At 63.5% G+C, this 24,778-nt stretch carries 26 protein-coding genes and 3 pseudogenes; 19 read left to right on the top strand and 10 right to left on the bottom strand.

All coding sequences use genetic code 11. The features are described 5' to 3' along the window. Positions 1–96: 96 nt before the first annotated feature. Complete coding sequence (locus EFAMC1_RS07215) at positions 97–450, bottom strand: cupin domain-containing protein (RefSeq protein WP_154053617.1); 354 nt, start codon at positions 448–450, stop codon at positions 97–99. A 150-nt stretch (positions 451–600) separates the two neighbouring features. Between EFAMC1_RS07215 and EFAMC1_RS07210 the strand changes: the two genes are divergently transcribed. Next, on the top strand, positions 601–927 hold the full coding sequence (locus EFAMC1_RS07210) for a winged helix-turn-helix transcriptional regulator (RefSeq protein ID WP_154053616.1): 327 nt from the start codon (positions 601–603) through the stop codon (positions 925–927). A 120-nt stretch (positions 928–1,047) separates the two neighbouring features. Here the strand turns inward: EFAMC1_RS07210 and EFAMC1_RS07205 are convergent, their stop codons facing one another. From EFAMC1_RS07205 to EFAMC1_RS07180, 6 genes and pseudogenes are all read right to left on the bottom strand, one after another. Further along, complete coding sequence (locus tag EFAMC1_RS07205; RefSeq protein WP_154053615.1) at positions 1,048–1,335, bottom strand: hypothetical protein; 288 nt, start codon at positions 1,333–1,335, stop codon at positions 1,048–1,050. 54 nt (positions 1,336–1,389) lie between these two features. Then, positions 1,390–1,950, bottom strand: a pseudogene (locus EFAMC1_RS07200) (PhzF family phenazine biosynthesis protein); the annotation flags it as partial. A gap of 84 nt (positions 1,951–2,034) precedes the next feature. Further along, positions 2,035–2,418 (bottom strand): DUF956 family protein, encoded by a 384-nt coding sequence (locus EFAMC1_RS07195; protein WP_154053613.1) that lies wholly within the window; start codon positions 2,416–2,418, stop codon positions 2,035–2,037. Between the two features lie 12 nt (positions 2,419–2,430). Beyond that, positions 2,431–3,432 (bottom strand): sugar kinase, encoded by a 1,002-nt coding sequence (locus tag EFAMC1_RS07190; RefSeq protein WP_154053612.1) that lies wholly within the window; start codon positions 3,430–3,432, stop codon positions 2,431–2,433. Positions 3,433–3,434: 2 nt separating this feature from the next. Next, positions 3,435–4,361, bottom strand: a complete 927-nt coding sequence (locus EFAMC1_RS07185) for an AEC family transporter (protein ID WP_154053611.1) — start codon at positions 4,359–4,361, stop codon at positions 3,435–3,437. 83 nt (positions 4,362–4,444) lie between these two features. Beyond that, positions 4,445–5,008: an STM3941 family protein gene (locus EFAMC1_RS07180; RefSeq protein ID WP_154053610.1), complete on the bottom strand. Its 564-nt coding sequence runs from the start codon at positions 5,006–5,008 to the stop codon at positions 4,445–4,447. A gap of 357 nt (positions 5,009–5,365) precedes the next feature. On the opposite strand from EFAMC1_RS07180, the gene EFAMC1_RS07175 reads away from it, so the two are divergent. From EFAMC1_RS07175 to EFAMC1_RS11235, 14 genes and pseudogenes are all read left to right on the top strand, one after another. Beyond that, positions 5,366–5,689 (top strand): PTS fructose transporter subunit IIB, encoded by a 324-nt coding sequence (locus EFAMC1_RS07175; protein WP_154053609.1) that lies wholly within the window; start codon positions 5,366–5,368, stop codon positions 5,687–5,689. Positions 5,690–5,694: 5 nt separating this feature from the next. Next, positions 5,695–6,831 (top strand): PTS fructose transporter subunit IIC, encoded by a 1,137-nt coding sequence (locus tag EFAMC1_RS07170; RefSeq protein ID WP_154053608.1) that lies wholly within the window; start codon positions 5,695–5,697, stop codon positions 6,829–6,831. Positions 6,832–6,987: 156 nt separating this feature from the next. Then, the gene (locus tag EFAMC1_RS07165; protein WP_154053607.1) at positions 6,988–7,878 is read left to right on the top strand and encodes a class II fructose-bisphosphate aldolase; all 891 of its coding nucleotides are present in this window, start codon (positions 6,988–6,990) and stop codon (positions 7,876–7,878) included. Positions 7,879–7,883: 5 nt separating this feature from the next. Next, positions 7,884–9,026: a glycerate kinase gene (locus EFAMC1_RS07160; RefSeq protein ID WP_154053606.1), complete on the top strand. Its 1,143-nt coding sequence runs from the start codon at positions 7,884–7,886 to the stop codon at positions 9,024–9,026. 49 nt (positions 9,027–9,075) lie between these two features. Next, positions 9,076–10,677 carry a class I adenylate-forming enzyme family protein gene (locus EFAMC1_RS07155; RefSeq protein ID WP_187324598.1) on the top strand — a complete coding sequence of 534 codons (1,602 nt, stop codon included), beginning with the start codon at positions 9,076–9,078 and terminating at the stop codon, positions 10,675–10,677. Then, positions 10,667–12,256, top strand: a complete 1,590-nt coding sequence (locus EFAMC1_RS07150; RefSeq protein ID WP_154053604.1) for an acyl CoA:acetate/3-ketoacid CoA transferase — start codon at positions 10,667–10,669, stop codon at positions 12,254–12,256. The genes EFAMC1_RS07155 and EFAMC1_RS07150 overlap by 11 nt, the downstream gene beginning before the upstream one ends. A 126-nt stretch (positions 12,257–12,382) precedes the next feature. Beyond that, positions 12,383–13,237, top strand: coding sequence for a 3-hydroxyacyl-CoA dehydrogenase family protein (locus EFAMC1_RS07145; RefSeq protein WP_154053603.1), 855 nt, complete (start codon positions 12,383–12,385; stop codon positions 13,235–13,237). A gap of 67 nt (positions 13,238–13,304) precedes the next feature. Next, positions 13,305–14,522: a thiolase family protein gene (locus EFAMC1_RS07140; protein WP_154053602.1), complete on the top strand. Its 1,218-nt coding sequence runs from the start codon at positions 13,305–13,307 to the stop codon at positions 14,520–14,522. A 54-nt stretch (positions 14,523–14,576) separates the two neighbouring features. Next, positions 14,577–15,767, top strand: a complete 1,191-nt coding sequence (locus EFAMC1_RS07135; protein WP_154053601.1) for an iron-containing alcohol dehydrogenase — start codon at positions 14,577–14,579, stop codon at positions 15,765–15,767. A 132-nt stretch (positions 15,768–15,899) separates the two neighbouring features. Next, positions 15,900–17,114: an MFS transporter gene (locus tag EFAMC1_RS07130; protein WP_187324597.1), complete on the top strand. Its 1,215-nt coding sequence runs from the start codon at positions 15,900–15,902 to the stop codon at positions 17,112–17,114. Between the two features lie 66 nt (positions 17,115–17,180). Then, positions 17,181–17,636, top strand: a complete 456-nt coding sequence (locus tag EFAMC1_RS07125) for a fructose PTS transporter subunit IIA (protein WP_154053599.1) — start codon at positions 17,181–17,183, stop codon at positions 17,634–17,636. 31 nt (positions 17,637–17,667) lie between these two features. Continuing rightward, positions 17,668–17,784: pseudogene (locus tag EFAMC1_RS11475) on the top strand (dihydroxy-acid dehydratase); the annotation flags it as partial. Positions 17,785–18,265: 481 nt separating this feature from the next. After that, entirely contained in the window at positions 18,266–18,706 is a 441-nt protein-coding gene (locus tag EFAMC1_RS11240) for a hypothetical protein (protein WP_261981820.1), read from the top strand. A gap of 46 nt (positions 18,707–18,752) precedes the next feature. Next, complete coding sequence (locus tag EFAMC1_RS11235) at positions 18,753–18,980, top strand: hypothetical protein (protein ID WP_261981819.1); 228 nt, start codon at positions 18,753–18,755, stop codon at positions 18,978–18,980. 227 nt (positions 18,981–19,207) lie between these two features. On the opposite strand, the gene EFAMC1_RS07110 is transcribed toward EFAMC1_RS11235, so the two are convergent. Continuing rightward, positions 19,208–19,576 carry a hypothetical protein gene (locus EFAMC1_RS07110; RefSeq protein ID WP_154053598.1) on the bottom strand — a complete coding sequence of 123 codons (369 nt, stop codon included), beginning with the start codon at positions 19,574–19,576 and terminating at the stop codon, positions 19,208–19,210. Positions 19,577–20,057: 481 nt separating this feature from the next. Between EFAMC1_RS07110 and EFAMC1_RS07105 the strand changes: the two genes are divergently transcribed. The 4 genes and pseudogenes from EFAMC1_RS07105 to EFAMC1_RS11470 form a co-directional block, all read left to right on the top strand. After that, complete coding sequence (locus EFAMC1_RS07105; RefSeq protein ID WP_154053597.1) at positions 20,058–20,585, top strand: type IV toxin-antitoxin system AbiEi family antitoxin domain-containing protein; 528 nt, start codon at positions 20,058–20,060, stop codon at positions 20,583–20,585. After that, the gene (locus tag EFAMC1_RS07100) at positions 20,582–21,415 is read left to right on the top strand and encodes a nucleotidyl transferase AbiEii/AbiGii toxin family protein (RefSeq protein ID WP_154053596.1); all 834 of its coding nucleotides are present in this window, start codon (positions 20,582–20,584) and stop codon (positions 21,413–21,415) included. Before EFAMC1_RS07105 ends, EFAMC1_RS07100 begins: the two co-directional genes overlap by 4 nt. A 109-nt stretch (positions 21,416–21,524) precedes the next feature. Next, on the top strand, positions 21,525–22,361 hold the full coding sequence (locus EFAMC1_RS07095) for a tyrosine-type recombinase/integrase (RefSeq protein ID WP_261981818.1): 837 nt from the start codon (positions 21,525–21,527) through the stop codon (positions 22,359–22,361). A gap of 5 nt (positions 22,362–22,366) precedes the next feature. After that, positions 22,367–22,543 (top strand): annotated as a pseudogene (locus EFAMC1_RS11470) (plasmid mobilization protein); the annotation flags it as partial. 56 nt (positions 22,544–22,599) lie between these two features. On the opposite strand, the gene EFAMC1_RS07090 reads toward EFAMC1_RS11470, so the two are convergent. Both EFAMC1_RS07090 and EFAMC1_RS07085 read right to left on the bottom strand, forming a co-directional pair. Continuing rightward, the gene (locus EFAMC1_RS07090) at positions 22,600–24,498 is read right to left on the bottom strand and encodes a DUF262 domain-containing protein (RefSeq protein ID WP_261981817.1); all 1,899 of its coding nucleotides are present in this window, start codon (positions 24,496–24,498) and stop codon (positions 22,600–22,602) included. Positions 24,499–24,549: 51 nt separating this feature from the next. Beyond that, positions 24,550–24,768, bottom strand: coding sequence for a hypothetical protein (locus tag EFAMC1_RS07085; RefSeq protein ID WP_022349657.1), 219 nt, complete (start codon positions 24,766–24,768; stop codon positions 24,550–24,552). Positions 24,769–24,778 lie beyond the last annotated feature (10 nt).

The following is a 24,778-nucleotide window of genomic DNA, read 5'->3' as shown; positions in this document are numbered from 1 at the left end:
GGCGCGCTCGCAGGCGGTCGCGACCTGGGTGAGCGTGAGATCTGCGCGAGGGGACAATGCGTGGATTTTTGGCCCCTCGCGCGCTGACGTCGCGAATTAGAACAAGATGGCGTCGTCGGCCGTGAAGGCGTCGAGGGATCCTTGCTTGACCTGGATGCAGACGTACGTGATGCCCGAGTCGGACGCGGCGCGGAACTGGCGGTGCGCAGTGGGGGAGACGCGCAGCCAGTCGCCGGCGGCAAGCTCGATGTCCTCTCCATCGATTGTGGCCGAGCCAGCGCCCTCGAGCACGCCGTAGATCTCCTCGTTATCCTTGTGCGCATGCACGAACGGAACGCCAGCGCCGGCGGGAAGCTTGTTGACGCTCACCTCGGCCCCGGTAAGCCCGAGTACTTCGTGCAACTCGACGCGGCCCTCATTGCCGACGTTGGTCTTTGCGTAATTGGCCATAGTGGCTCCTCTCCTGAGGCTGATCTACCTTGCAGGCATCTCCTGCGTGGGATACATTCAACGCAAAGGCACATGCAAATACGAGTACGCACATATTTGTAACTGCGTATCTTATTTGAAACTGGCACGATCGAGGAGGGTGGGTCTCCCATGAAGGCGAAAGAGGAGCTTCCGGAGTGTCCGGTCGCGACGGCGGTGGCGCTTATCGGTGGCAAGTGGAAGCTGCTCATTGTCCGCAACCTGCGCGTGCGCCCCTGGCGTTTCAACGAGTTGCGCCGCGACCTCGAGGGAATCTCCCAGAAGGTGCTCACCGACAGCCTGCGACAGATGGAGGATGATGGGCTGGTCTTTCGCCATGACTATGGCGAGAATCCTCCCCGCGTCGAGTATGGCCTCACCGAACTCGGCCGCCAGATGATACCCGTCATGGACTCGCTCGCAGACTTCGGCGCTTATTACAAGACGATTGTTTCGTAGCGGGCGTGTCGCCTGGAGACGCGTCCCATGGTGGGCGCAAGCGGACAGGCGGCTCGCGCCCACCATGGGTGGTGCGTGGAGGCGGCGGGAGGGAAGGAAGGCTCGCGCCTTCGAGGGAGCCTACAAAAGCTCGCGGAGTCTCTTTGTCCAGCGTGCGAAGGTGCCGTCCTCGGGCCTTCGCCTGGCCTCTTCGTTGCTCGGCAGGTTGTAAAAGGCCGGCATCGCGAGGCATTCCGATTCGGTCGGACTATCGCAGGTATCGCCGGGCTGCAGTCGCATCTCCTCACAGCCGAATTCGTCCGCTAGGTATGTCAGCAGCTTCTCGAAGCCTTTGGGGTATGCGTTAGGCCCCTCGTACGAGCGATGTCCATCGAAGAGCTGCATAGCCCGCCAATGCTTGATGACCATCGCTTCTCCCGTGGCGCTGCCGTCCGCCGCCGGGACGCGCGCCGCCGTTTACGGTTAGATGTGGATTTCGCACTCCGAAAACAGGGCGGCTTTCCCCGTGATGAACACTTTGTCGCCGGACACCCTGCAATACAGCGTCCCTCCCCGCTGCGACGCCTGGTATGCCACGATGTCCTCTTTGTCGAGCTTTCTGGCCCAATAGGGGGCGATGTAGCAATGGCCGGATCCACGCGCAGGATCCTCGGTAACGTTGAGCTTCGGGGCGTAGCTTTGGGACGCCGAGTTCGGATCAGTACCCGGCGCCGTGACCTGCAGCAGCGGGCCATCCAGGTCGAGCAGCTTGGCCATGTCCGGCCGCAGCCCCCTCATGGTCTCCTCGTCATCGAAGACGAATAGTAGGTCCCTTCCCATGTACGCTTCCAGTGGCTTCGCCCCGATCGCCTCCTCCATGGCCTTTGTGACCGGGACGCTTCGCAGCTCGTATGCGGGAAACTCCATCTCCAGAAGGGCACCCTTCCTCTTCACGGCCAGGTCGCCACTGAGGGTTGAGAGGACGACCTCATCTGCGTCCGTGATGTAGGATCGGAACAGGACGTAGGCGCATGCGAGCGTCGCGTGCCCGCAGAACGTGGCGCACGGCGAGCGGGCGCACGCAGAACGTGGCGCGCGACGGGCTCGGAGCCCGCGCGCCCGTCGCGGCTACTTGCCGGCTGCACGGCGCAGGCGGTCGCGAAGCTTCTGCAGCGGGCTTGGCCCGGTCGCGGCCTCCTCGTTCGGCGAGGTAAAGACCTCGCGATCCAGGTGGGCACCCATTGCCTTGACGAGCGCCGCGCCATCCTCGGGAATCAGGGTGAGGATCTGGCCGGAGTCGGTGTGGACCGCGAGCTCGCGGATGTCTCCGCGGAAGATATCGGCCTCGACGCTCGTGATTTCGTCCCAGGCAACGCGCAGCTGACGCACGCCGTCGCGGGTCTCGAACTCGATGCCCGCGTCACCGCAAAGGAGCGCTCCGGGTTTGGGCATGACCCCGTTGGTCAGGCAGTTGCAGCTGACTCTCTCTTCAATAACCTCGTTGAACGCCATGCCTGCGCCCCCTTACTGTCTGATGCTCGGCTTCACGCCGGCGACAAGAAGCCGGGCGATCTCGGCCTCGGTCGCGTTCGAGAGGTCGCCCGAGACCGTTGCCTTGAACGCCGAGGACATCGTGGCGAAGTCGACGAGGAACTGCGGGTCACAGCGGTTCGTCTCGCCGTGGACGACGCTCGCGGCAAAGACGCTGCCGCAGCTGGAGATGTCGGCAAGCGCTACGTGCTGGGGGAGCGAGAGGTACGTCTCCTCGCGCGTGACCTTGGCGCCGCGGATGCGCGCGACGTCGTAGCGGTCGATCTGGCGCACGACGAAGCACAGGGAGTTCAGCGAGTAGTCATTGAGTATGCTGCGCGCCCAGTTGAGGCAGAAGTCAAAGAGGTCGGGCTCCTCGACGCTCGCGTGTTCGATGGAGATGATGTCGTCTTCGGACGCGATGAGCTCGTCGACGAGCGGAATGAGCTTGCCCACTTTTGAGAGCGCGTCCTCGCGCGTCCACATGGTTTCACGGTAGTTGAGGTCCATGAAGGTCTTGATGCCACGGCCCTTGCAGGCGCGCAGCGCGTCAATGCACGCGTGGAACATCTCGTCAGAGATCGCGGGCACGACACCCGAGAAGAAGAACGCCTCGACGCCGTTCAAGAGGTGGTCCCAGTCGAAGCTCTCGCGCCGAGCGTTGGCCATTGAGGTGTCGGAGCGGTCGTAGGTGACGACGGTCGGCCTGATGGAGCGCCCGCGCTCGGTGTAGTAGAGGCCCATGCGGTGGTTCGAGCGCAAGATCTTCGAGGTGTTGATGCCGTAGCGCGCGAGGTTCATGATCGCGTTCGTGCCGAGGCGGTTATCGGAGACTATGCCCGCGAACGAGACGTTCTGCCCGAGCTGCGCCAGCGTGGTCGCGACTACGACCTCAGCGCCGCTGTAGGAGATGTCTAGGCTCCTGGCGTCGTCAAGACGCTCGTGAGCGACAGTGGAAAGCCTGATAAGAGGCTCGCCGAAGCAAAGAATGTTCATGGTTACACTTCCAGAAGTATCACGAGCGAGGTCATGACGACGATGCTCGCGAGGATGGTCAATGCGTTTGCCATTCCGGCCAGGCCCTTATCGCCGCCGGCCCACAGGGTATAGACCGGCCCCATGGAGGGCGCCGGCGCCCAGGCGAGGACGGCGACGACCTTGCGGGCCACAGGGTCGAGGGGCAGTAGGAACAGCACAGCCAATGATAGTAGCGTTGCGAAGGCGAATCGCCAGATCAGCAGACGAACAAGTTCAACAACTTTTGCCTTGTTGACCGAGAATCTAATCATAAGTCCGATCATGAACATCGCTAAAAAGGAATTCGCGTTCGCAACGGGGTCGATGAGCGTGATGGCTAGGGGCGGAATCCGTAGGCCAAAGAGGCCCATGACGATGAGGACCACATAGCAGTCGAACGCCACCGACGAGAGGAGCGCACGAGCAAACACCTTCGCCTTGTCGCGCAAGCACTGGTAGTCGGTGCCGAGCACGCATGCACGGATGAGCGCCCAGGTCCCGCCGGTGCACATAAGGGAGTTTCCAGCGTCGAACAGGCAGGTCGCGACTGCCCCCTGCGAGGGGAAGAAGGCCTGCACGAAGGCGAGCGCGAAGCAGCCGATGTTGAAGCCGGCGACGTTCGACTGCTGGAGAATTTGCTCCTCCTTCGGCTTGTTGGCATATACGGCCAGCGAGAGGAAGAATGGCAGAACGTTCGAGACGAAGCCGAGAGCAATGAGGGGCAGAAGCGATCGGTTGAGCTCGGACGCCTCGAAGGCGCGGATGATGGCGCAGGGGAGCGTCAGGTTGAACACGATCTTCGAGATTAGGCGGCCGGCGCTTTCCCCGAACTTGCCACTGTGGCCTGCCGCCACGCCCATGAGGATGATGGCGACGAAGGAGGCGACTTTGGATAAGACGTCGAGCATAACAGGATGTGGCTCCAAGCATGAGGTCGTGACAAGGGTGAGGGCCGGCTGGCACCGGCCCTCGAAGGAAGGCTATGGGGTGCTTAGTACTTGAGCTTCCTGATTCTGCTGACTTTCTCGGGGTGGAAACGCTTGACCGCGGCGAGTCCGTCCTGCGCGTTGAAGCGGTCGCTTGCCTTCTTGAACTGGATGCGGATCGGGGCGAAGCCCATGTCCATGTTCGCCTGGGCGAGGCGCGCCTGGCGGCGGTTGCGGGTCTTGACCCACTCGTCGAAGTCCACGGGGACCGCGCACAGGAAGGTGCCGTCCTTGAGCTTTAGCAGGTGCACGTCCGCGATCCGGTCCCAGGGAGTGAAGCCCGATCCCATGGAGTCGGTGTTGTCGGTGATGCCCTTCTCGTCGATGACGATGGCATTGCGGCGACGGGCGATCTTTACGATGCTTGATCCGATGATGAAGGCCGAGGCAGGGAGCATGATCCAACCCATGCAGACCTTCATGACGAACAGGTTCTCCGCGTAGGGCAGCGGCTGCGTGAGCACGAGGATCGCGCCGAGCAGAAGGCAAACTCCCATAAACAAATAAGAAACGATGAGAACGACGTTCGCGTTGATGGCGAGCTTCTCGCCTTCCAGGGCACGGGACATCTATGACTCCTCTCTTAATGCGTGCGGCCGCATGCGAGTAATTGCGTTGGCTGAATCATAGGCAATCCGATGGTCTGGGATAGGGCTTGACTCGTCAAATATGAAGAAAGTGTGTGCGAAGATTTACATAATCTAGCAAATCATAATTGCTATGAGACAAAAACCGAACAAAATAAGAACAAAATATGAAGCGGGTATGAAGAAACATCGAAAACGTTAGTTTCACCCCCCAAGATCTGTGTTGGAAATATGATTCATGCCAATGAGCCTCCATATGAGTAGAACCCCAAAAAGGGCGGAGGCGTTGGCTGGGTTAGGTTCTGTACATCGAAGGAAAGAGCGGAGAGGAGAAGGAGAATGGCAGGAAAGAAGTTCATCGTTGGCGTTACCGCTTGTCAGATCGGCATCGCCCACACGTTTATGGCTGCCGAGTCCCTGCGGCAGGCCATCGAGGCCCGCGGCTGCGAGGCCAAGATCGAGACCCAGGGTGCGACGGGCGCCGAGAACGTCATCACCGATGAGGATCTTGCTCGTGCCGATGCCGCTATCATCGCGGCCGATGTCAAGATCAAGCACGGCGAGCGCTTCGATCCCATCCCCACGCTGAGCTGCAAGACCAATGAGGTTATGACGCTCGAGACTGCTCTTGGCATCGTTGACGAGGTTCTGGAGGCGATTTAGAAACTATGGCTGAGATTAAGCGCAAGAATGCAAAGAAGAAGAGCGCCGGCCGTCAAGCTTGGGACGCGGTGCTCACCGGTATTTCCTACATGATCCCGTTCATCGTCGGCGGCGGCGTGCTTTGGGGCATCTCCAAGGCCATGGGCGGCTACAACATCGCGGCCGACATGAAGGCCCTGATCGCCGATGGTGGCAGCTACAAGGACTTCACGCTCGCCATGGTGATCTACTCCATCGGCTCCGCAATCTTCGACGTGTGCGTGCCCATCATCGGCGCCTACACCGCCTACGCCCTCTCCGATAAGCCCGGCCTCGCTCCCGGCTTCGCCGTTGGTGTCATCTCCAACACCATCAAGGCTGGCTTCCTCGGCGCCGTCGCCGGCGGCATCGTCGCTGGCTACATCGTGAACTTTCTCAAGGACGCTTCGAAGAAGGTCCCGAGCTCTGTCCAGTCCGTGTTCCCGATCCTCATCATCCCGGTCGTCGGCACCGCGCTGACCTCCCTGCTCATGTGGTACGTCATCGGCGTGCCTATCGGATGGTTCATGACCGCCATCACCTCCATGCTTACCAACCTTCAGGGCGTCGGCGGTGCTGTCTTCGGTGCGGCCATCGGCATCGGCATGTCCACCGACCAGGGCGGTCCGATCTCCAAGGCAGTCGCTCTTGTTGCTAATGGCCTCAACGCCGACGGCATCCTTGGCCCCGCGGCCTGCAAGATGTGCGGTGGCATGCAGAACCCGCTCGGCGTCTGCTTCGCCCAGATTATCGACCGCTTCGCCGGCAAGAAGAAGTTCACCGAGAAGGAGCGCTCGACCACTGTTTCCGGCCTCGTTCTCGCCTGCTGCTACATCCAGGAGTACGTCATCCCGTTCCTGGTCCAGGACACCTGGCGCTGCATCATCCCCTGCATGATCGGTGGCGCCATCTCCGGCGGCCTCTGCGGCTACTTCGCCCTTGAGTCCGCGGCTGTCCACGGCGGCGTCTTCGTTATTCCGATGATGAGCAACCCGCTCCAGTTCGTCGCGTTCTGGTTCATCGGCGCTGCCGTCAACGGCACCCTGTACTTCCTCCTCCGCAAGCCCGTCAACGAGGATGGCGACATGGCTGGCAACGGCGTTCTCGACCAGCTCCTCGGCTAGTTCCCCGCACGTTCGCTCCGCCAGGGCGGGGAGACTCCACGGCGTATCTCCCCGCCCTTTTTATACCTAACGCCGTACCCGTAAGCCGCTTTCGGCTGGTCGAACGAGCTTCTGCTGGCGAGTCAGGCGCATATATAAGCAAGGAAGGACTCGGGCATGTACACCTCAATGAAGGAAATTCTCCAGCACGCAAGTGTCAACCACTATGCGGTTCCCGCGCCGAACTGCCCCAGCTACAACATGATCAAGGCCGCCTGTATGGCCGCCGAGGCCAAGAAGTCCGCGGTCATCCTCGACCTGTCTCCCCGTCAGTTCAAGATGAACGCCACCCCCGAGGTCTGGGCCCCCATGGTCAAGGCCATCGCAGAGCCCCTGAACGTCCCCGTGGCGCTTAACCTCGACCACGGCGCGGAGTTCGAGGACATCTGCCGCTGCATCAAGGCCGGCTTCTCGAGCGTCATGTGCGACGCCTCCAGCCTGCCCTTCGAAGAGAATATTCGCCGCGTCCAGCAGGTCGTGGCTTTTGCCCACTCCCACGGCGCCTCGGTCGAGGCCGAGCTCGGCCACGTCGGCCAGGCCGCCGAGGGCGACGGTCGTTCTGACGACATGTATACCAACGTGGACATGGCCGTCGAGTTCGTCGGGCGTACCGGCTGCGACTGCCTCGCGGTCGCCATTGGCACCGCTCACGGCAAGTACCCCGCCGACTACGTGCCCCGTCTCGACTTCGAGCGCCTCGCCGAGATCAAGGCCGCTCTCGGTCAGGACTACCCGCTCGTCCTCCACGGCGGCTCCGGCGCCGGCGATGAGAACTTCCAGAAGGCTGTGGCCGGCGGCATCAACAAGGTCAACCTCTGGACCGACTACTCCCGCGCCTACGTCGGCGCCGTTCGCGAGTTCCTCGCTAAGAACGAGAACCCCGACTACATCTTCGTTGCGACCGACGCCGAGGAGAAGGCTTCCAAGTGGCTCGAGCGCTACATGGACCTCTTCGGCTCCGCTGGCCGCTACCAGTTCTCCGACGACAAGATGGAAGAGACGGACTAATTCCAATGACGCGGTTCCTCTTCGCATGCGACTCATTCAAGGGCACCATCTCCTCGGCTCGCTCCGCTGAGCTTCTGGCCGAGGAGGCCGCGGCCTTCTTCCCGAACGCGGCCTTCTCCTCCTTGGAGGCCGCCGATGGCGGGGAGGGCACGGTCGACGCCCTGGTGGCCTCCCTCGGCGGCGAGCGCGTGACGCTTATCGTCGCGGATCCGCTGGGGCGCCCCGTCGAGGCGAGCTACGGGCTTTTGCCGGGCGGCCTCGCGGTCATCGAGATGGCCGCCGCCTCCGGGCTGCCCCTGCTCTCGCTCGCGGAGAGGAACCCGCTTCGTACCAGCACCTACGGCACCGGCGAGCTCATTGCCGACGTCCTCGTCCGCGGCGTGCGCGACATTACGCTCGCCATCGGCGGCTCGGCCACCAACGACTGCGGCATGGGTGCCATGCGGGCTCTCGGTGCGCGCTTCGTGGGCGAGTCGGGAGAGGAGCTCGAGGGTGTGGGCGCTGACCTCGCGCGCGTTCGCCGCATCGACCTTTCCGGCGTGGACGAGCGCGTTGCAAAGACGAGCTTCCACGTGATGTGCGACGTCGACAACCCGCTCGTCGGGTCCCGCGGCGCCACCTACACCTTCGGTCCCCAGAAGGGTGCCGATCCCGAGTGCGCCGATGAGCTCGAGGCGGGCATGGCAAGCTTCGCTACCGTCCTCGCGGACACCTTCGGCGTGGACGTCTCGGGCCAGGCGGGCATGGGAGCCGCCGGTGGCCTCGGCGCGGCCGCGCGACTCTTTCTCGATGCCGAGGTCGTAGGTGGCGTTGACCGCGTGCTCGACCTCGTGGGCTTCGACGAGGCACTCGTCGGCTGCGACCTGTGCGTCACCGGGGAGGGCCACGCCGACTCCCAGTCCGCCCACGGCAAGGTCGTCTCGGGTGTCGCCGCGCGCTGCCGCGCGGCGGGCGTACCCTGCGTCGCCGTGGTCGGGGGCATGAACGCCGACGCCACCGAGCTTTTCGGCTGCGGTGTCGGTGCGCTCGTTCCCACGGTGGTTGACGTCTCCTCGATCGAAGAGGTCCTCGCGGCGGCGGAGGCGAACTTCCGCCTGGCCGCCCAGCGCACGTTCGCGCTTCTTTCCATCGGCAAGGGTCTGGGGTGACGCGATGATTAGCGGTGCTTCCTGTTGGAACTTATCTGTCCAGCAGGGCATGTCTTTCGTGGACGCGGGCGGCCACGACGTGTACACCTTCGACGCCATGGAGCCCACGCTCTACGCGCAGCTCGCCGCCACCGCCGCAAGGACGCCCAATGCCATCGCCATCGTCGACGACTGGGGCCACAGAACCACGTTCTCCGAGCTCAAGAGCCACGCTGACGACCTTGCCGGTTACCTGTGCGCCAACGCCAACGTCCGCCCTGGCGACCGCGTGGGCCTGCTGATGCACGCTGACGCCGAGTTCGCCGTCGCGCTCTACGCGATCTCGAAGGCAGGCTGCACCTGCGTGCCGATCCCCACCAAGTACCGCGTGCCGGAGGTCGCCGCCATCGTGAGCGCGGCAGACCTGAAGGCGCTCGTCATTGGCGAAGAGTTCCAGTCGTGGAGGCAGAGCCTGCGCGTGCGCCCCTCCGAGACCGTGGTCGCGACCAGCTGCAATAAGGGCTTCGGGTTTCCGCAGGCGCAGGGCTTTGCGCCCGTGTGCGAGCCGCGCGGCGGCCCCGAGGACGCCTCGATCATGATGTTCACCAGCGGGACCACCTCGAGCGCCAAGGGCGTCGTGCTCTCCAACCGCAACGTCGTGCACGCCACGATGGTCTACCAGCGGCTCATGGGCACCACCCCCTCAGACCGCTGCCTCATCCCGCTCCCCATCTACCACGTGACGGGGCTCATCGCGCTTCTTGCCCAGTTCGTCTACGTGGGTGCGATGACCTACCTCCATCGCCTCTTTGACGCGAGGCGCGTGCTCACCTGCGTGCGTGACGACCGGATTACCTACCTGCATGGATCGCCGACGTCGTTCGCCGAGCTCGTGTCTCTGCGCGACGAGTTCCCCTCGCTGCCCTCGGTGCGCTGCATGCTTTCCGGCTCGAGCTACGAGCCCGTGTCAACGATGCGCCGGTTCCACGAGTGGATGCCCACGGCCACCTTCCAGGTGGTCTACGGCATGACCGAGACCGCGAGTCCGGCGCTGCTCTTTCCGCTCGACTCGCCGACTTCCGTCTACGCCGGCGCCACCGGCAAGCCGGTTCCCGGCGTGGACGCGAAGATCGTCGGCGAGGACGGCACCGAGGCGGCCTGCGGTCAGACCGGCGAGCTGCTCCTGCGCGGCGCATGTGTGACCAGCAGTTACTTCCGCCACGATGGCGGCGAGATCGAGTCCGACGGCTGGCTGCGCACCGGCGACCTCGCCTACGCGAACGAGGAGGGCATGGTCTGGATCGTCGACCGCAAGAAGGACATGATCAACCGCGGCGGCGAGAAGGTCTGGTGCTCGGCGCTCGAGGAGGTCCTCTGCGAGCTTGATGACGTGGCCGAGGCATGTGTGGCCGGCCTGCCCGACAAGCTCTACGGCGAGGTTCCCGTCGCCGTCGTCGTGCGCACCGCCGGCTCCCAGATCACCTCCGCCGAGATCCGGGAGGCGCTCGCGTCCCGGATTGCCCACTTCAAGATTCCCGTCGCCTTCGCCTTCGTGGACAAGATTCCCCAGACGAGGGGCGATAAGCCCAACAGGGCCGCCGTCCGCGATGAGGTCCTCGCAACCCTCGGCAAGCAATCGACCCAGGAAGGAAACCACGAGCATGGCAGGTAAGTCCCTCAAGGCAAACTTCGTCACCCCGCAGCAGGTCGCGGAAGGCATCGAGGACGGGCAGACCATCTGCACCATCGGTATGACGCTCGTCTCGGCCTCAGAGTCCAACCTCAAGGCTATCGAGGAGCGCTTCCTTACCACCGGACACCCCAAGAACCTCACGCTGCTGCACTCCTGCGGCCAGTCCGACCGCCAACGCGGCATCCAGCACCTCGCGCACGAGAGCCTCGTTACTCGCATCATTGGCTCCCACTGGGGCCTCCAGCCGCGCTGGATGGACATGATCGCCAACAACCAGGTCGAGGCGTATTGCCTGCCCCAGGGCCAGATCGCGCAGCTCTACCGCTCGATGGCCTGCGGCCTTCCCGGCAAGATGAGCAAGGTTGGCCTGGGCACCTTCATCGACCCGCGCGTCGAGGGCGGCAAAATGAACGACCGCACCAAGCCCCTCCCCGACATCTCCGAGATCATCACCATCCACGGTGAGGAGTACATGTTCTACCACGAGGTGCCGATCGACGTGTGCCTCATCCGCGGCACCGTCTGCGACGAGATGGGCAACCTCACCACCACCGACGAGGCCATGAAGCTCGAGGTCTTCAACGCGGTTCTCGCCACTAAGCGCTACGGCGGCAAGGTCGTCGCCCAGGTCCGCGAGGTCGCCGAGACCGGCACCATCAATCCCAAGGACGTCATCGTCCCGGGCGTCTTCATCGACGAGGTCGTCATCTGCCCCAACCCCGAGGAGGACCACCGCATGACCTCCTCGATCTACTTTGACCCCTCCTACGTGGGTAAGCTGCGCGTCCCGCAGTCCGCCGTCGAGCCCGCGCCCTTCAACGAGCGCAAGTTCATCGCCCGACGCGGCTGTAAGGAACTCTACCCCGGCTGCGTCGTCAACCTGGGCACCGGCATCCCCAACGACATGGTCGGCCGCGTCTGCGCCGAGGAGGGCCTCTCGGACAAGGTCATGATCACCGTCGAGAGCGGCATCTACGGTGGCGTCCAGCTGGGCAGCATCGACTTTGGCATCGGCCAGAATCTGCTTGCCATGGTCAGCCACCCCGAGCAGTTCGACTACTACGACGGCGCGGGCGTCGACGTGACCTACATGGGCATGGGCGAGCTCGACGGCGAGGGCAACGTCAACTCCACGAAGATGGGCCCGCGCTGCGCCGGCGCCGGTGGCTTCGTCGACATCACACAGAACGCCAAGACCGTCGTCTTCCTCGGCACCTTCACCGCCAAGGGCGCCAAGTACTCCTTCGAGGACGGTAAGCTCACCATCCTGCAGGAGGGCGCCATCAAGAAGATGGTCTCCCGCGTCGGCCAGCTGTCGTTCAACGGCCCGGCTGCCCGCAAGAAGGACCAACGCGTGGTCGTCATCACCGAGCGCGCGGTCTTCGAGCTCGTTCCCGAGGGCGTCAAGCTGGTCGAGATCGCCCCCGGCATCGACCTTCAGGCCCAGGTCCTCGACATGATGGACTTCGCGCCCATCATCGCCGACGACCTCAAGCTCATGGACGCTTCGCTGTTCAACCAGGACGGCCCCTCCAGCCTTCTTGCCGACTTCGAATAGGACGAGGGGACAGCCTCCCGTCTCACTTCGCAGTAGATTACCCCGGGTCCGACAAGAAGCCTCGGCATCTGGGTTGCACGTTTTAAACCAACCGCAGTTCAGGCACATCGTTCGAAAGGAACCGAAATGGATGCAATCAAGGTAGCGGTCATCGGTAGCGGTCTTATGGGCGGCGGCATCGCCCAGACGTGCGCCCAGGCCAGCTTCACCGTCGTCAACATCGACATTGCCCAGGAGCCGCTCGACAAGGCCGGGTCCCTCGTCGGCAAGCTCCTCCAGAAGAAGGTCGACAAGAACAAGATGACCGCCGAGGAGCGCCAGGCCATCCTCGACCGTCTCTCGTATAGCACCGACTACTCCGAGCTCGCCGGCGCCAAGTTCGTTATCGAGGCCGTCCCCGAGCGCCTCGACTTCAAGCAGTCCACCTTCCAGAAGATCGACAAGTACGCCGACGATGACGCCGTGCTGCTGACCAACACCTCCGGCATCAGCATCGACGAGATCGCCGCCTCCACCAAGCGCCCCGAGTCCGTCCTCGGCATGCACTTCTTCTATCCCGCCCCGGTCATGAAGCTCGTCGAGATCATCCGCGGCGAGAAGACTTCCGACGAGGCCGCCGCCAAGACCCACGAGTTTGCCGACGCCCTCGGCAAGGTCTCCGTCGACGCCCCCAACACCCCGGGCTTCATCGTCAACCGCGTCATCAACCCCTACGAGAACATGGGCGCATGGCTCGTCTCCGAGGGCGTCTCTGCCAAGGACGTCGACACGGCCATGAAGCTCGCCTGCAACCACCCCATGGGCCCCTGCGAGCTCATGGACTTCTCCGGCATCGACGTCGTCTATGCCTCGCTCATGAACCTCTATGAGGGCTTCGACCACGATGAACTCTACCGCCCGGCCCCCGTGTTCAAGGAGCTCATCGACGCCGGCAACCTCGGTCGCAAGACCGGAAAGGGCTTCTACGACTACTCCGAGTAGCGACCCAGACCCACCCGCGCGCCCCACGGCCCCTGACATCCAGCCACTCCCGCAAAGGAGCATTGCCATGAGCAACCGCAAGTTCGAGAACAGGCCCGACGACATCGTCATCGTCTCGGGCGCCCGCACCGCCGTCGCCAAGTTCGGCGGCAGCCTCAAGACCCTCTCGGCCATCGACATGGGCTCCATCGTCGTCGCCGAGGCCGTCAAGCGCGCCGGCATCGACCCGGCTGTCGTCGACGAGTGCATCATCGGCCAGGTCGGCTCCTGGGGCCCCAACGGCTTCGTCGCCCGCGCCATCAGCCTGAAGGCCGGCCTGCCCAACGAGACCTGTGCCTACTCCGTCAACCGCCAGTGCGGCTCGGGCCTGCAGTCCATCGCCGACGGCATCATGGAGATCAAGTGCGGTCAGTCCGAGGTCGTCGTTGCCGGCGGCTCCGAGTCCCTCTCGCAGCTCCCGTACTACGTGCCCTCCGCCCGCTGGGGCGCCCGCATGGGCCACAAGCAGTTCGAGGACGGCGTGGTTGACATCCTCACCTGGCCTCTCGACATGTCCCACAACGGTATCACCGCCGAGAACGTCGCAAAGAAGTTCAACGTCACCCGCGAGGAGCAGGACGCCTTCGCCGCCCAGTCCCAGCAGCGCGCCTGCAAGGCGGTTGCCGAGGGTGTGTTCAAGGACGAGATCGTTCCCGTCGAGATCAACGGCCGCAAGGGCGCCGTCACCGTCTTCGACACCGACGAGAACCCGCGCGAGGGCGTGACCGCCGAGAGCCTCGCTCGCCTGAAACCCTGCTTCGTCACCGACGGCACCGGCACCGTCACCGCCGCCAACTCCTCCTCGCTCAACGACGCCGCTGCCGCGGTGGTCATCATGACCCGCGCCAAGGCCGAGGAGCTCGGCTGCACCCCCATGGTCTGCATCCGCGACTTCGCCGTCGCCGGCTACGAGGCCTCCCTCATGGGCTACTCCCCGTACTTCTCCTCCAAGAAGCTCGCCGAGAAGCTCGACCTCGACCTGACCGCCATCGACTTCTTCGAGATCAACGAGGCCTTCGCCTCCCAGGCCTTTGCGGTCTCTCGCGACCTCGGTCTCGACCCCGAGAAGGTCAACATCTACGGCGGCGGCATCTCCATCGGCCACCCGATTGGCGCCACCGGCACCATCCTCGCCATCAAGTGCGCCTACGAGCTCGCCGAGCGTCACCCTGAGAATCAGGACGCCATGGTCTCCATGTGCATCGGCGGCGGCCAGGGCATTTCGATGTACTTCACCAAGGAGTAACGGCTCCCGCGTAGTTCTGATTCAGTCACCCGCAAACGAAAGGAAACACCAGCAATGGTCAACTTCGAGTATCTCGTTCCCACCAAGATGGTCTTCGGCAAGGGCACCGAGGAGGAGGCCGGGCGTCTCATCAAGGAGTTCGGCGGCCACAAGGCCCTGATTCACTGGGGTGGCGACTACGTGCGCACCACCGGCCTGCTCGAGCGCATCGAGCGCGGCCTTGCTGCCGAGGGCATTGAGTACATCGAGATGGACGGCGTCGTCCCCAACCCGCGCCTCTCGCTCGTCAAGGAGGGCGTCGAGCTCTGCAAGAAGGAGGGCGTCGACTTCGTCCTCGCCATCGGCGGCGGCTCGGCCATCGACTCCTCCAAGGCGATCGCCTACGGCCTTGCCAACGACTTCGAGCTCGAGGACCTCTTCCTCGGCAAGGTGAGCACCGATAAGATTGCAAAGATCGGCGCCATCTCGACCCTGGCCGGCACCGGCTCCGAGACCTCAAACTCCACCGTCATCAACATCGACACCATGGGCGAGGCCATGCTCAAGCGCTCCTACAACCACGAGTGCGCCCGCCCGCTGTTCGCGATCATGAACCCCGAGCTCACCTACTCGCTGCCTGCGTTCCAGACCGCGGCTCCCGGCGCCGACATCATGATGCACACCATGGAGCGCTACTTCACCACCGAGCAGCACGTCGAGCTCTCCGACGAGCTGGCCGAGGGCCTCATGCGCACCGTCAAGACCTTCGTGCCCGAGGCGCTCGCCAACCCGACGAACTACGCCGCCCGCGCCAACCTCCTGCTGGCCGGCGCCAAGTCCCACGACGGACTCACCGGCCTCGGCCGCGTCGGCGACTTCGCCTGCCACGCCATCGAGCACGAGATCGGCGCCATGTTCGACGTCGCCCACGGCGCCGGCCTGACCGCCATCTGGTCCAGCTGGGCCAAGTACGTCATCGACGTCGACCCCGAGCGCTTCGCCCAGTTCGCCGTCAACGTCTGGGGCGTCCAGAACAACTTCCACGACCCCAAGGAGACCGGCCTGCGCGGCATCGAGGCCTGGAACGAGTGGTGCCACTCCATCAACCTGCCCACCAGCCTCTCTGAGCTCGGCATCGATCCGACAGATGAACAGATCCACGAGATGGCCCAGGGTGCCGTCGACGCCCGCGGCGGCGACCACGCCGGCGCCTTCAAGTTCCTCTACGTTGAGGACATCGAGAACATCCTCAAGGCCGCCCGCTAGGCCCTAAAGCCTGTATAAGCCGACGGGGTATGCGGCGCCCTCCCGAGCCGCGCGCCCCGTCGCTTGTTCCAGCCCGCGACCGACCAGCGACCGCGCCTGCGCCCGCCCCGGGCACGGCGACTAAGGAAGATGATGCTCGACAAGAAGCGACATTGCCTTTTGGCAGTCTCCACGGCGCTGCTGCTGTTCCTGGGCCTGATCTACGCCTACTCTGTGCTGCTCGCGCCGCTCAAGGTCGAGTTCGGTTGGTCCGTCGCGCAGATGACGCTCGTATTTGCGCTGTCTGTCTGCTCGTTCACGCTGGGCAGCCTCGCCGTGGGCCCGCTTGTCCGCGCAAAGAAGAACGTGGTCGCCCTTCTTGCCGGCGCGGCCATGCTCGCCGCGGGCTTTTTGGGGACCGCGCTCGCCTCGGGCGCCTCGGCGCTCTTTGCGGTCCACGCCTCCTACGGCGTTGTCGCGAGTTTCGGGATCGGCTGGGTCTACAACGTGGTGATCCCTACGGTGACCTCGTGGTTTCCCGACAAGTGCGGGTTTGCCCAGGGCGTCTGCCTCATGGGCTTTGGCGCGGGTGGGTTCGCCCTGGGGCCTCTCGCCACGCAGCTCTACTTGATGTTCCCGTGGCGGGCGACGCTCATGGGCTTTGCCGTCGCCTTCGCCGCGCTCGTGGCCGGGAGCGCCCTTGTGCTCAAGGCCCCTGCCGACGATGAGGCGGCAGGTCTCGCGGCGCGCGTGGGCGACGCGGGGAAGGTCGCATCTGACGCCTCCGATGATCGCTTCGTATCGTCGCCGCAGATGCTGCGCACATCGACGTTTTGGCTGCTCTACGCCTTCTTGTTCATGCTTGGAAGCATTGGCATGGGCATTACCGGCATCGGGCGCGAGCTGCCCCTGTCGCTCGACGCGAGCGACCTCGCCGCGACTGTGGTCATCGGTTTCGTTAACGTGGGAAGCGGCGTCGGTCGGCTCTCGTGCGGCGTCGCCCTCGAGCGGCTCGGCCGTCGCAAGACCATGCGGATCATTGGCTGCGACGGCACCGTGGCGCCGCTCGTCATGATCGCGTCGCTTCTTACCGGCGGCCTGGCCGTCCAGGCCGTAGCCTGCTTTCTTACCGGCATGAGCTGGGGCGCCGCCGTGGTCACCATGCCGTTCGTGTCCCGCACCGAGTGGGGACAGGCAAACATGGCCCAGAACATGGCCGTGGTGAACACCTACAGCGTCTTCGCGTCGCTCGTGGGGTCCTTTGGAGCCGGGATGCTGCACGGCGCCTGCGCGTCGTTGCTCCCGGTTCTGGGGATAATGACCGCGTTCGGCGTGGCGAGCGTCCTGCTCGCGAGCAAACTGCAGTAAGGTCCGGGCCGTGCGGTCCGGGGCGTTGGATCAAACGTTGTGAGTATTCACAGAGGGGAGAGTCCCATGAGCGACTTCGTGAAGGAAGAGAACGTTTTTGTTGGCCAGAGCGTGCAAAGCCGGGAGGAGGTTCTCCGCTTCCTCGCCGACCGTGCGGGTGAGCTGGGCATCACCGCCGACCCTGACGCAGTTTACCAGGCGTTTCTCGAGCGCGAGGACATGGGTGAGACGGGCATGACCGACGGCTTCGCCGTGCCCCACGCAAAGAGCGTCGCCATCGACCACGCCGCCGTCATCGTCTTCAAGAACGACCGCGCCCTCGATTGGCCGAGCTTCGACAACAAGCCCGTCGACATCGCGCTGGCGTTGCTCGTTCCCGATTCCGAGGTCGGCACGACCCACGTCAGGCTGCTGTCCAAGACCGCCGTGCTCCTTATGCGCGAGGAGTTCAAGAACCTCCTGCGCCCCTCCGACGACCGCAAGGCTATCGCAGACGCCATCAACGAGGGCATCGAGCCGTAAAGGAAACACCAGTTGAGCTGGGGTTTCATTTTTGAATATGTTTGGGTGGAGCGTCGGTATGGTCTACGACGTGCGCTTCTCCGACGTCTCCACCGGTGCATGCTTCGGCCACGTCTGCCCCGAGGCTCTCGCTGGCGGTCCCCTCGGATCGCGGTGCCGCCGGTGTGGCGGGCGTACGGCAGCGCGGCCGCATCGAGCGCCGGGAGTTACGCTTTTTTCGGTCAACTAACATGCAAAACGTGGCTCTCAACATATTCGACATGCAGAACATGGCGGACGGCGGACGCCTGCACGCAGAACGTGGTGCACGATGAGCAGCAGCACGCAAAACATGGCGGCCAACGAGGCGCCGGCACACACAACGTGGCCACGAACGCGAGCGCCCGCGCGCGCATTGCGGCGTGGGGCAAAAACTTGCGGATAGCGCGTGGGGACCGGGATACTCCCTGCATATAATGAGGTGTCGCGACATTCGCGCGGTGCACGTCAGAGCACACCCCCCCCCAAAAAACGGAAGGAGCCCTGCGTGGATCCCAACAAGCGTCCCGACGACATGGTACGCATCACCACCTCCCGAGCTCGCCCGGGCGTTCATCGCCGAGCAGGTTGTCGACGTCTTCAAGAACCAGATGGACACCAACCTGGTCTACTTCGACGCCATCAATCGCTTCCTCGGCAAGCTCGTCGACGTTGTCGAGTCCGAGGCCAAGCGCAAGATCATCGGCGCCGAGTTCATCCGCGTGTTCGAGGAAGAGGCCCGCAAGGTTGGCGACGAGGTCAGCTTCCTCGCCCAGGGCACCATCTACCCCGACATCCTCGAGCCCCAGGACGGCGTGAAGGCCCACCGCAACGTCGGTGGCCTGCCCGAAGACATGCAGTTCGAGCTCTGCGAGCCCGTCAAGCTGCTCTTTAAGGAGGAGGTCCGCGTCGTCGGCCGCGAGCTCGGCCTGCCCGAGAGCATGGTCGAGCGCCAGCCGTTCCCCCGGCCCCGGCCTGGGCGTCCGCTGCCTCGGCGCCATCACCCGCGACCGCCTCGAGGCGCTCCGCGAGGCGGACGCCATTGTCCGTGAGGAGATCGACAACGCAGGACTCACCATCTGGCAGTACTTTGCCGTCGTGCCCGACTTCCGCGCAACCGGCGTGCGCGAGGGCAAGCGCGCCTATGACTGGCCCTGCATCATCCGTTGCATCAACATCGTCGACGTCATGACGGCCGAGGTCCCCGAGCTCGACGGGGCGCTGCTCAAGCGCATCACCGCTTGCGTCACGGCCGGGGTCCCCGGCATCTGCCGCGTCTGCTACGACCTGACCCCGAAGCCCGTCGGCGCGGCCGAGTGGGAATAGCGGGAACTGGCTTCCGGACTCGAGTTCTGGCGCCGCCGAGTGCCGCCTGATGCTGTTTCGGCATCGCCGCGGGGCAAAGCCGCCAACGAAATAGTGGGAATAACGGCCTCGGGCCTCTGGTTCGGAGGCTTTCTTATTGCATGCCTACCTCGGAAAACGGTTCGTTAATTCCCGACCGCCCCTACTGGCGCCTGCGGCTATTCGCCTCTCGGCGGCACGCCGGCCGGCTAATATACGAGCTCCTCGAACTGCTTGCGGGTGACTGGCTTGAGGAACGCGCGGACCTTTTCGTTGTCGCAGTCCGCCTTCAGCCCCTCGAGGACCCCCACGTACACGACGCTCGTCGCGTAATCGTCGCCCGTGAGGAAGAGGTTCTCAATGAAGTCGGCCGTCCTCTCGTGGAAGACCGAATCCCCGGTCGTCAGGGCACGCTCGACATGGGACCGGAAGACGTCCCCGTAGGTGAGGAAGGCACCCGTCTCCATGCCGTCCTGCCACGAGACGTAGCTCTCAAACTCGGACTTGATTTCGGGGAATGAGCCTAGCAGCCCCTCATTCAATTCCGATTCTTTCGATCTAAACACCTCCAAGAGCATCAGCGAGATCGTTTCGCAGCCGTTCAAGCAGGGCTCTGTCGGGATGGTTCGGGTTCTTCGAGAGGATCCTCTCGATCTGATCAGACGCTCTCGGCCCTTATGAATATAGTCCCTTCCGCCGACCGGCTCGCTCGTTGCGACTTGCTTGCGGATCGCATCTGCGGTCCCTCCACCACCAGCTGCGGCGTTCGTCTTACATGGCCGAGGCATATGCCTTCTGAACTGCGGTGGCGCAAGGCGAAAAACTGCTGGCTACGATTCCCGCCCCGAAGCGGGCGCGGAGGGCCGAGGTATCCGATTCGTGCCCTCTATTTAGGTGCTGCAAGCCAGCTTTGAATGAAGGCGAGCAAGAAGGTGTTGCTGGGGGAATGAAGAGCTCGATGTCGAGAACGAGCCCTGCGGCAAACGGGGACTTGACGGAAAAAGGCCATGGAACCGTCTCTTTATGTCAAAAAGCATACAAAAATGTTAGACTTTTGACATGAAACATTTTGACGAGATATACGAAATTGCAGCCGACGGCTACGGCATCGTGACGGCCTCTCAAGCGCGGGAGGCGGGCGTGACTACAGGCGAGATGAGAAGGTGGTGCGCCGACGGGAGGCTGGTTCGCCGCGGGCACGGGGTGTACAAGGTTGCCCGCTGGGTCCCGACTCACCTCGACGCCTTCGCCGAGGCCGTGGCGCTCGTGGGTGACGGGAGCTACCTGTGGGGCGAGTCCGTGCTGTCCATGCACGGGCTCGCCCTCGTCGACCCGCGCTCGATGTTCGTGGCGACGCCGAGGCGCGTGCGACGCAAGCTGCCCGACTGGGTAAAGACCGTGTCCGCGCCCAAAGGCGCATCGACGACGTTCTACGAGGGCATACCCTCCCAGCGCGTCGCCGATGCCATCAAGGCGTGCGAGGGGTCCGTCATGGGCGAGCGCCTTGCGGAAGCGGCGAGACGCGCGCACGCCGAGGGGCTCGTCACCTCCGGCGAATACGAGAACCTGATGAGGGAGCTGCCATGAAGGAAGCCAAGAGGCCAAATAGCAGACGCAACCTCGACATGGCCATCGACAGGCTCTGCGCGAGCGCGGGAGACGAGCCGGGCCGCGTCAAAAGGCTGCTCGCAACCGCGATCGTCGGGCAGATGCTGCCCGACGGGGCGGCAAAGGGCGGGAACGCCCTGAAGATCCGCTTCGGGAAAGACGCCACGCGCTTCTCGCGGGACCTCGACACCGCCAGGGCATCCTCCCTGGGCGACTACATCGCGCGGTTGGAAGACGCGCTCGCCATGGGATGGTGCGGATTCACGGGGGTCGTCGTTCCGAGGGAACCCGCCTCCCCGAAAGGCGTTCCAGCCGCGTACGTCATGCGCCCGTTCGAGATCAAGATCGCCTACAACGGCAAGTCGTGGATGACGCTTCCGCTCGAGGTCGGCCACAACGAGATCGGCGACGCCGACAACCCCGACATGGTCTCGTCGCCCGAAGCCGCCGCCGTGATGAGGGCCCTCGGCTTCCCCGAGCCCGGTCCGGTCCCGTGCATGAGGCTCGAGCACCAGATCGCCCAGAAGCTCCACGCCGCGAGCAGCCCCGGCAGCGAGCGCGCTCACGATTTGATAGACCTGCAGATCGCGGTATCGGGCGGAACGGTTGACTACGCAGAGACGAGGGCGGTGTGCGCCAGGCTCTTCGCGTACCGCCAGGAGCAGGAATGGCCGCCGACGATCGAGAAGGGCGAGGGCTGGGATTCACTGTACGCCGCCCAGGCAGACGGGCTCGACGTCCTGCCAACCGCCGACGACGCCGTGGCATGGGCCAACGGCCTGATCGGGCGAATCGAGTCATCTCGCTAGCTGTTGTGTGCCAAGACGTTGTTGACACCGGTGCCGAACCGCAATAGCGCTGGTGCTGACTCGCAATAATTAGCGGTGCTCATGCGAGCAAATACTCAAGCACGCGTGGATGACTAAGGAATACATCATCAACGACAAGCCGGTGCCGTTCTTCGGGGACATGCGCATGTGCGACGTGAGGCCGATCGACGTCATCAGGTGGCAAAACGAGCTCACCGAGCACCGGGACGCCGACGGGAAGCCCTGGGCACCGACGTACCTGCGCACAGTGAACAACCAGCTCAACGCCATCTTCAACCACGCCGAGCGCTACTACGGCCTCAGCGACAACCCGGTGCGCAGGGTCGACAAGATAGGCTCGAAGAAGGGCGGCGAGATGCAGTTCTGGACCAAGGACGAGTACCTGAGGTTCAGCGAGGCCGTCATGGACAAGCCTCTCTCATTCCACGCCTTCGAGCTGCTTTACTGGACGGGCATACGCTGCGGCGAGCTCCTGGCGCTCACGCCGTCCGACTTCATGCTGGAGAGCTCGCGGCTGCGCATCAACAAGTCGTACCAGAGCCTCAACGGCGTTGACACCGTGACCGACCCCAAGACGCCCAAGTCCGTGCGCACGATCGTCATGCCCGCCTTCCTGCGCGACGAGATGGCGGACTTCATCGAGATGCGCGACGACGTCGCCCCCGACGAGCGCCTGTTCGCCGTGACCAAGCACTTCCTGGCCCACGAGATGGAGCGCGGGTGCAAGGCGTCGGGCGTGAAGCGCATCCGCATACACGACATACGCCACAGCCATGTGAGCCTGCTGATAGAGATGGGCTTCTCCGCGCTGGCCATCGCCGAGCGCATGGGCCACGAGGCGGTGGACATCACCTACCGCTACGCGCACCTGTTCCCCACGAAGCAGGACGAGATGGCCGCCGCGCTCGACGGGGCGAGGGGGTAAGAAGGATGCCGTGCGAGAACAGCGCCCGCAAGCGCAGCAAGACGATGGCGTTCCGCTGCACGCCCGAGGAGCGCAAGCTCATATGCGAGATGGCAGCCTGGAGCGGCATGAACAGGCAGGACTACATCATCGCCAAGCTCACCGATACCCAGGTCGAGGTGAGGCCCTCCGTGAGCGTGCAGAAGGCACTGAGGGACTCGATGGCGGAATTGGCCAAGGAGGTGCGGCTGGCGGCCTCCTACGGCGAGCTGAGCGAGTCCCTGCAACAGAGAATTGAGCACGTGATGAGGTTCTTCCTAGCGCTCGGCGAGCCTCTTGACGCGCCGACGGAAGAGACATCGCCACGAACTACGTTTTTGGAAGAGCCGGTTCCATCCGTCATCGATGCGGGTTCCGACACCGCAAGCATCTTCGAGATGGGACGCAGGTAGGGCCTAGCGCCAGACCCCCAACCCCTGCCCGCAAGCCATTCGGCGCGATCGGCGATATCGCCCTCGTTCCAAGACTCCTTCTCTAGGGCGCCGGCCATGGTCGCAAGGCCGGCGGCGCAGAGGGCAAGGCCGTCCTTGTATCCCTTTCCCTGCTTCTTGGTGGGCCAATCGGCATCGCGGATGGAGGCGTTGAGCGAATGCGTGATGATGGCGAGGTTGCCGAGCGTGAGGAGCTTCCGGTCCCTTCGCGTGGCAGCCTCATCGTCGAGGGCTCCCCATTTGTTGCGCCACTTCTTGGGCATCATGTGCTCGAGGGTGTACTGGTTGAACCCGAGCAGGGCCGTGCTGCTCATGCCCGGACGAATGGCGCTTTCCAGCAGATAGAGGACGCCCTTGGACTGGAGGTTGTACAGACACGATTCCTCGAATGCCGCTCGAACCTCGGCGTCGCCGGGCATGTACGTCGTCGCCTCGTCATTGGCTTCGAGAGCCTCCCTCAGCGCCTCCGCGTCCTTCACCTCGTTCAAGATCAGCGAGGTGAACAGCCTGTTGTAGTTCTTCGTGGTCGCCTGAACCAGCATTCGGCGGACGATGTAGCTCTCAAGCAGGGCGTAGATCTTAGATTCCTCGCTCGAAGACTCCGCGTTCTTTCGAACGTAGAGCACGTACGGGATGAGCGTCGAGTTCTTGAGGCCGAATATCAGCACGTTCAGGCGCTCGACGCCGGAAGCGGAGGGGATGTCCGCGTCGCAGTAGCCAGGGTCGAATGTGGACTCGAACGCCTCGGCATACGCCTTCATGTTGTCGAGAATCTCGACCTTGTCGCCGTTGCAGTACCTGCCGATGAAATCCTTGTAGGACTGGAAGAGGTTCGAAGTACGCGAATAGAAGAGCTTGTCCTCGGTCGTGACGCCACGCCTCTTGTCCTGGACCAGAATCTGGAGGAACGCGTCGAAGAAGAGGTCGACGAGCGTGCGCTTGATGCGCCCGGTAACGATCTCCTGCTCCCAATACTCCCTCTTCTCAGCCGTGGGCTCGAAGACGTCTTCCCAGCACTCCTTGAACGCCTGCTCGTTCTCGCGGTTGAAGAAGTAGTTCTTAAGGAGCTCCGCCGTCGTCAGGCGCACCCCGAGCGAGTTGATGGTGTCGAATATCTGCTGCTCGTCCTCGCCCTCGGTAAGATCGATGCAGACGAACTGGACGTTCGACTTGATCGTGTTCCTGTCGACCTTCTCCGGGTCGATATTCTTGAGGAAGTAGTTGTAGGCAAGGACGATGGCCGAGGAGCCCTCGAGGGGTTCGCAGCCCGTGGCGCTGACGACCTTTTCGAAATCCTGCCGGTCGTACTTGCCGTGCCGCAAGGCGACATCGCCGGTCTCCAGGACGAAATCTCGCTCAAACAAATTGTTGGTGCCGTTTTTTGCACAGAGTGCCTTGAAGAAGATGACCATGGTCGTGAGTCGCTGCTGGCCGTCGATGACGGTGCGAACCTCGGAGACCTCGGACCAGGTGTTGCCGGAGGAGGCCTGCTTCAGGATGATGGAGCCCAGGAAATAGGGCCGCTTCGAGGCCGTGACGAACTCCATGTCGCCGAGGAAACGCTCCCATTGCTCTTCTCCCCAGACGTACGCCCTTTGGTAAAAAGGTATTTCGAGCAGGCGCGATCCGTTGAACACGCCGCTTATCGTTGCTTTTCCTGCATCCATCCTTAAAGCCCTATCTATCCTTTGCGGTTATTGCTGGCGGGGTCAATTTTATCAATACGCTGCTTGACCCTTTAATGTTCCCGGTCCTTGCCGTCTTCTCCCCAGAAGGTGCTCGAAGATGATGCGCAGGTCCTCGTCATCAAGGCAGCCGCCCTCGAGGCAGCCACGGTCGATGGTATCGATCATCGTCTGCCCCTTCTTCTTCGAGCGGTCGTAGATCACTGTGTCGAGGGATAGCTCCCTGCCGTCGCGCGTGAACATCTCGTGCATGAATTCGGCA

It is taken from the genome of Olsenella uli (genome assembly GCF_901212675.1).
In the GTDB taxonomy this organism is placed as follows: Bacteria; Actinomycetota; Coriobacteriia; order Coriobacteriales; family Atopobiaceae; genus Parolsenella; species Parolsenella uli_B.
This window is presented reverse-complemented; position numbering and strand designations above follow the sequence as displayed.

Excerpts from the sequence above, each read along its gene's own strand:
- EFAMC1_RS07210 (WP_154053616.1), top strand. The coding sequence starts at position 601 with ATGAAGGCGAAAGAGGAGCTTCCGGAGTGTCCGGTCGCGACGGCGGTG.
- EFAMC1_RS07105 (WP_154053597.1), top strand. The coding sequence starts at position 20,058 with ATGAAACATTTTGACGAGATATACGAAATTGCAGCCGACGGCTACGGC.
- EFAMC1_RS07085 (WP_022349657.1), bottom strand. The coding sequence starts at position 24,768 with ATGCACGAGATGTTCACGCGCGACGGCAGGGAGCTATCCCTCGACACA.
- EFAMC1_RS07185 (WP_154053611.1), bottom strand. The coding sequence starts at position 4,361 with ATGCTCGACGTCTTATCCAAAGTCGCCTCCTTCGTCGCCATCATCCTC.
- EFAMC1_RS07175 (WP_154053609.1), top strand. The coding sequence starts at position 5,366 with ATGGCAGGAAAGAAGTTCATCGTTGGCGTTACCGCTTGTCAGATCGGC.
- EFAMC1_RS07090 (WP_261981817.1), bottom strand. The coding sequence starts at position 24,498 with ATGGATGCAGGAAAAGCAACGATAAGCGGCGTGTTCAACGGATCGCGC.
- EFAMC1_RS07165 (WP_154053607.1), top strand. The coding sequence starts at position 6,988 with ATGTACACCTCAATGAAGGAAATTCTCCAGCACGCAAGTGTCAACCAC.
- EFAMC1_RS07140 (WP_154053602.1), top strand. The coding sequence starts at position 13,305 with ATGAGCAACCGCAAGTTCGAGAACAGGCCCGACGACATCGTCATCGTC.
- EFAMC1_RS07145 (WP_154053603.1), top strand. The coding sequence starts at position 12,383 with ATGGATGCAATCAAGGTAGCGGTCATCGGTAGCGGTCTTATGGGCGGC.
- EFAMC1_RS07110 (WP_154053598.1), bottom strand. The coding sequence starts at position 19,576 with ATGCTCTTGGAGGTGTTTAGATCGAAAGAATCGGAATTGAATGAGGGG.
- EFAMC1_RS07125 (WP_154053599.1), top strand. The coding sequence starts at position 17,181 with ATGAGCGACTTCGTGAAGGAAGAGAACGTTTTTGTTGGCCAGAGCGTG.
- EFAMC1_RS07100 (WP_154053596.1), top strand. The coding sequence starts at position 20,582 with ATGAAGGAAGCCAAGAGGCCAAATAGCAGACGCAACCTCGACATGGCC.
- EFAMC1_RS07190 (WP_154053612.1), bottom strand. The coding sequence starts at position 3,432 with ATGAACATTCTTTGCTTCGGCGAGCCTCTTATCAGGCTTTCCACTGTC.
- EFAMC1_RS07130 (WP_187324597.1), top strand. The coding sequence starts at position 15,900 with ATGCTCGACAAGAAGCGACATTGCCTTTTGGCAGTCTCCACGGCGCTG.
- EFAMC1_RS07180 (WP_154053610.1), bottom strand. The coding sequence starts at position 5,008 with ATGTCCCGTGCCCTGGAAGGCGAGAAGCTCGCCATCAACGCGAACGTC.
- EFAMC1_RS07095 (WP_261981818.1), top strand. The coding sequence starts at position 21,525 with ATGACTAAGGAATACATCATCAACGACAAGCCGGTGCCGTTCTTCGGG.
- EFAMC1_RS07195 (WP_154053613.1), bottom strand. The coding sequence starts at position 2,418 with ATGGCGTTCAACGAGGTTATTGAAGAGAGAGTCAGCTGCAACTGCCTG.
- EFAMC1_RS07155 (WP_187324598.1), top strand. The coding sequence starts at position 9,076 with ATGTCTTTCGTGGACGCGGGCGGCCACGACGTGTACACCTTCGACGCC.
- EFAMC1_RS07160 (WP_154053606.1), top strand. The coding sequence starts at position 7,884 with ATGACGCGGTTCCTCTTCGCATGCGACTCATTCAAGGGCACCATCTCC.
- EFAMC1_RS07135 (WP_154053601.1), top strand. The coding sequence starts at position 14,577 with ATGGTCAACTTCGAGTATCTCGTTCCCACCAAGATGGTCTTCGGCAAG.
- EFAMC1_RS07215 (WP_154053617.1), bottom strand. The coding sequence starts at position 450 with ATGGCCAATTACGCAAAGACCAACGTCGGCAATGAGGGCCGCGTCGAG.
- EFAMC1_RS07205 (WP_154053615.1), bottom strand. The coding sequence starts at position 1,335 with ATGGTCATCAAGCATTGGCGGGCTATGCAGCTCTTCGATGGACATCGC.
- EFAMC1_RS07170 (WP_154053608.1), top strand. The coding sequence starts at position 5,695 with ATGGCTGAGATTAAGCGCAAGAATGCAAAGAAGAAGAGCGCCGGCCGT.
- EFAMC1_RS11240 (WP_261981820.1), top strand. The coding sequence starts at position 18,266 with ATGGACACCAACCTGGTCTACTTCGACGCCATCAATCGCTTCCTCGGC.
- EFAMC1_RS07150 (WP_154053604.1), top strand. The coding sequence starts at position 10,667 with ATGGCAGGTAAGTCCCTCAAGGCAAACTTCGTCACCCCGCAGCAGGTC.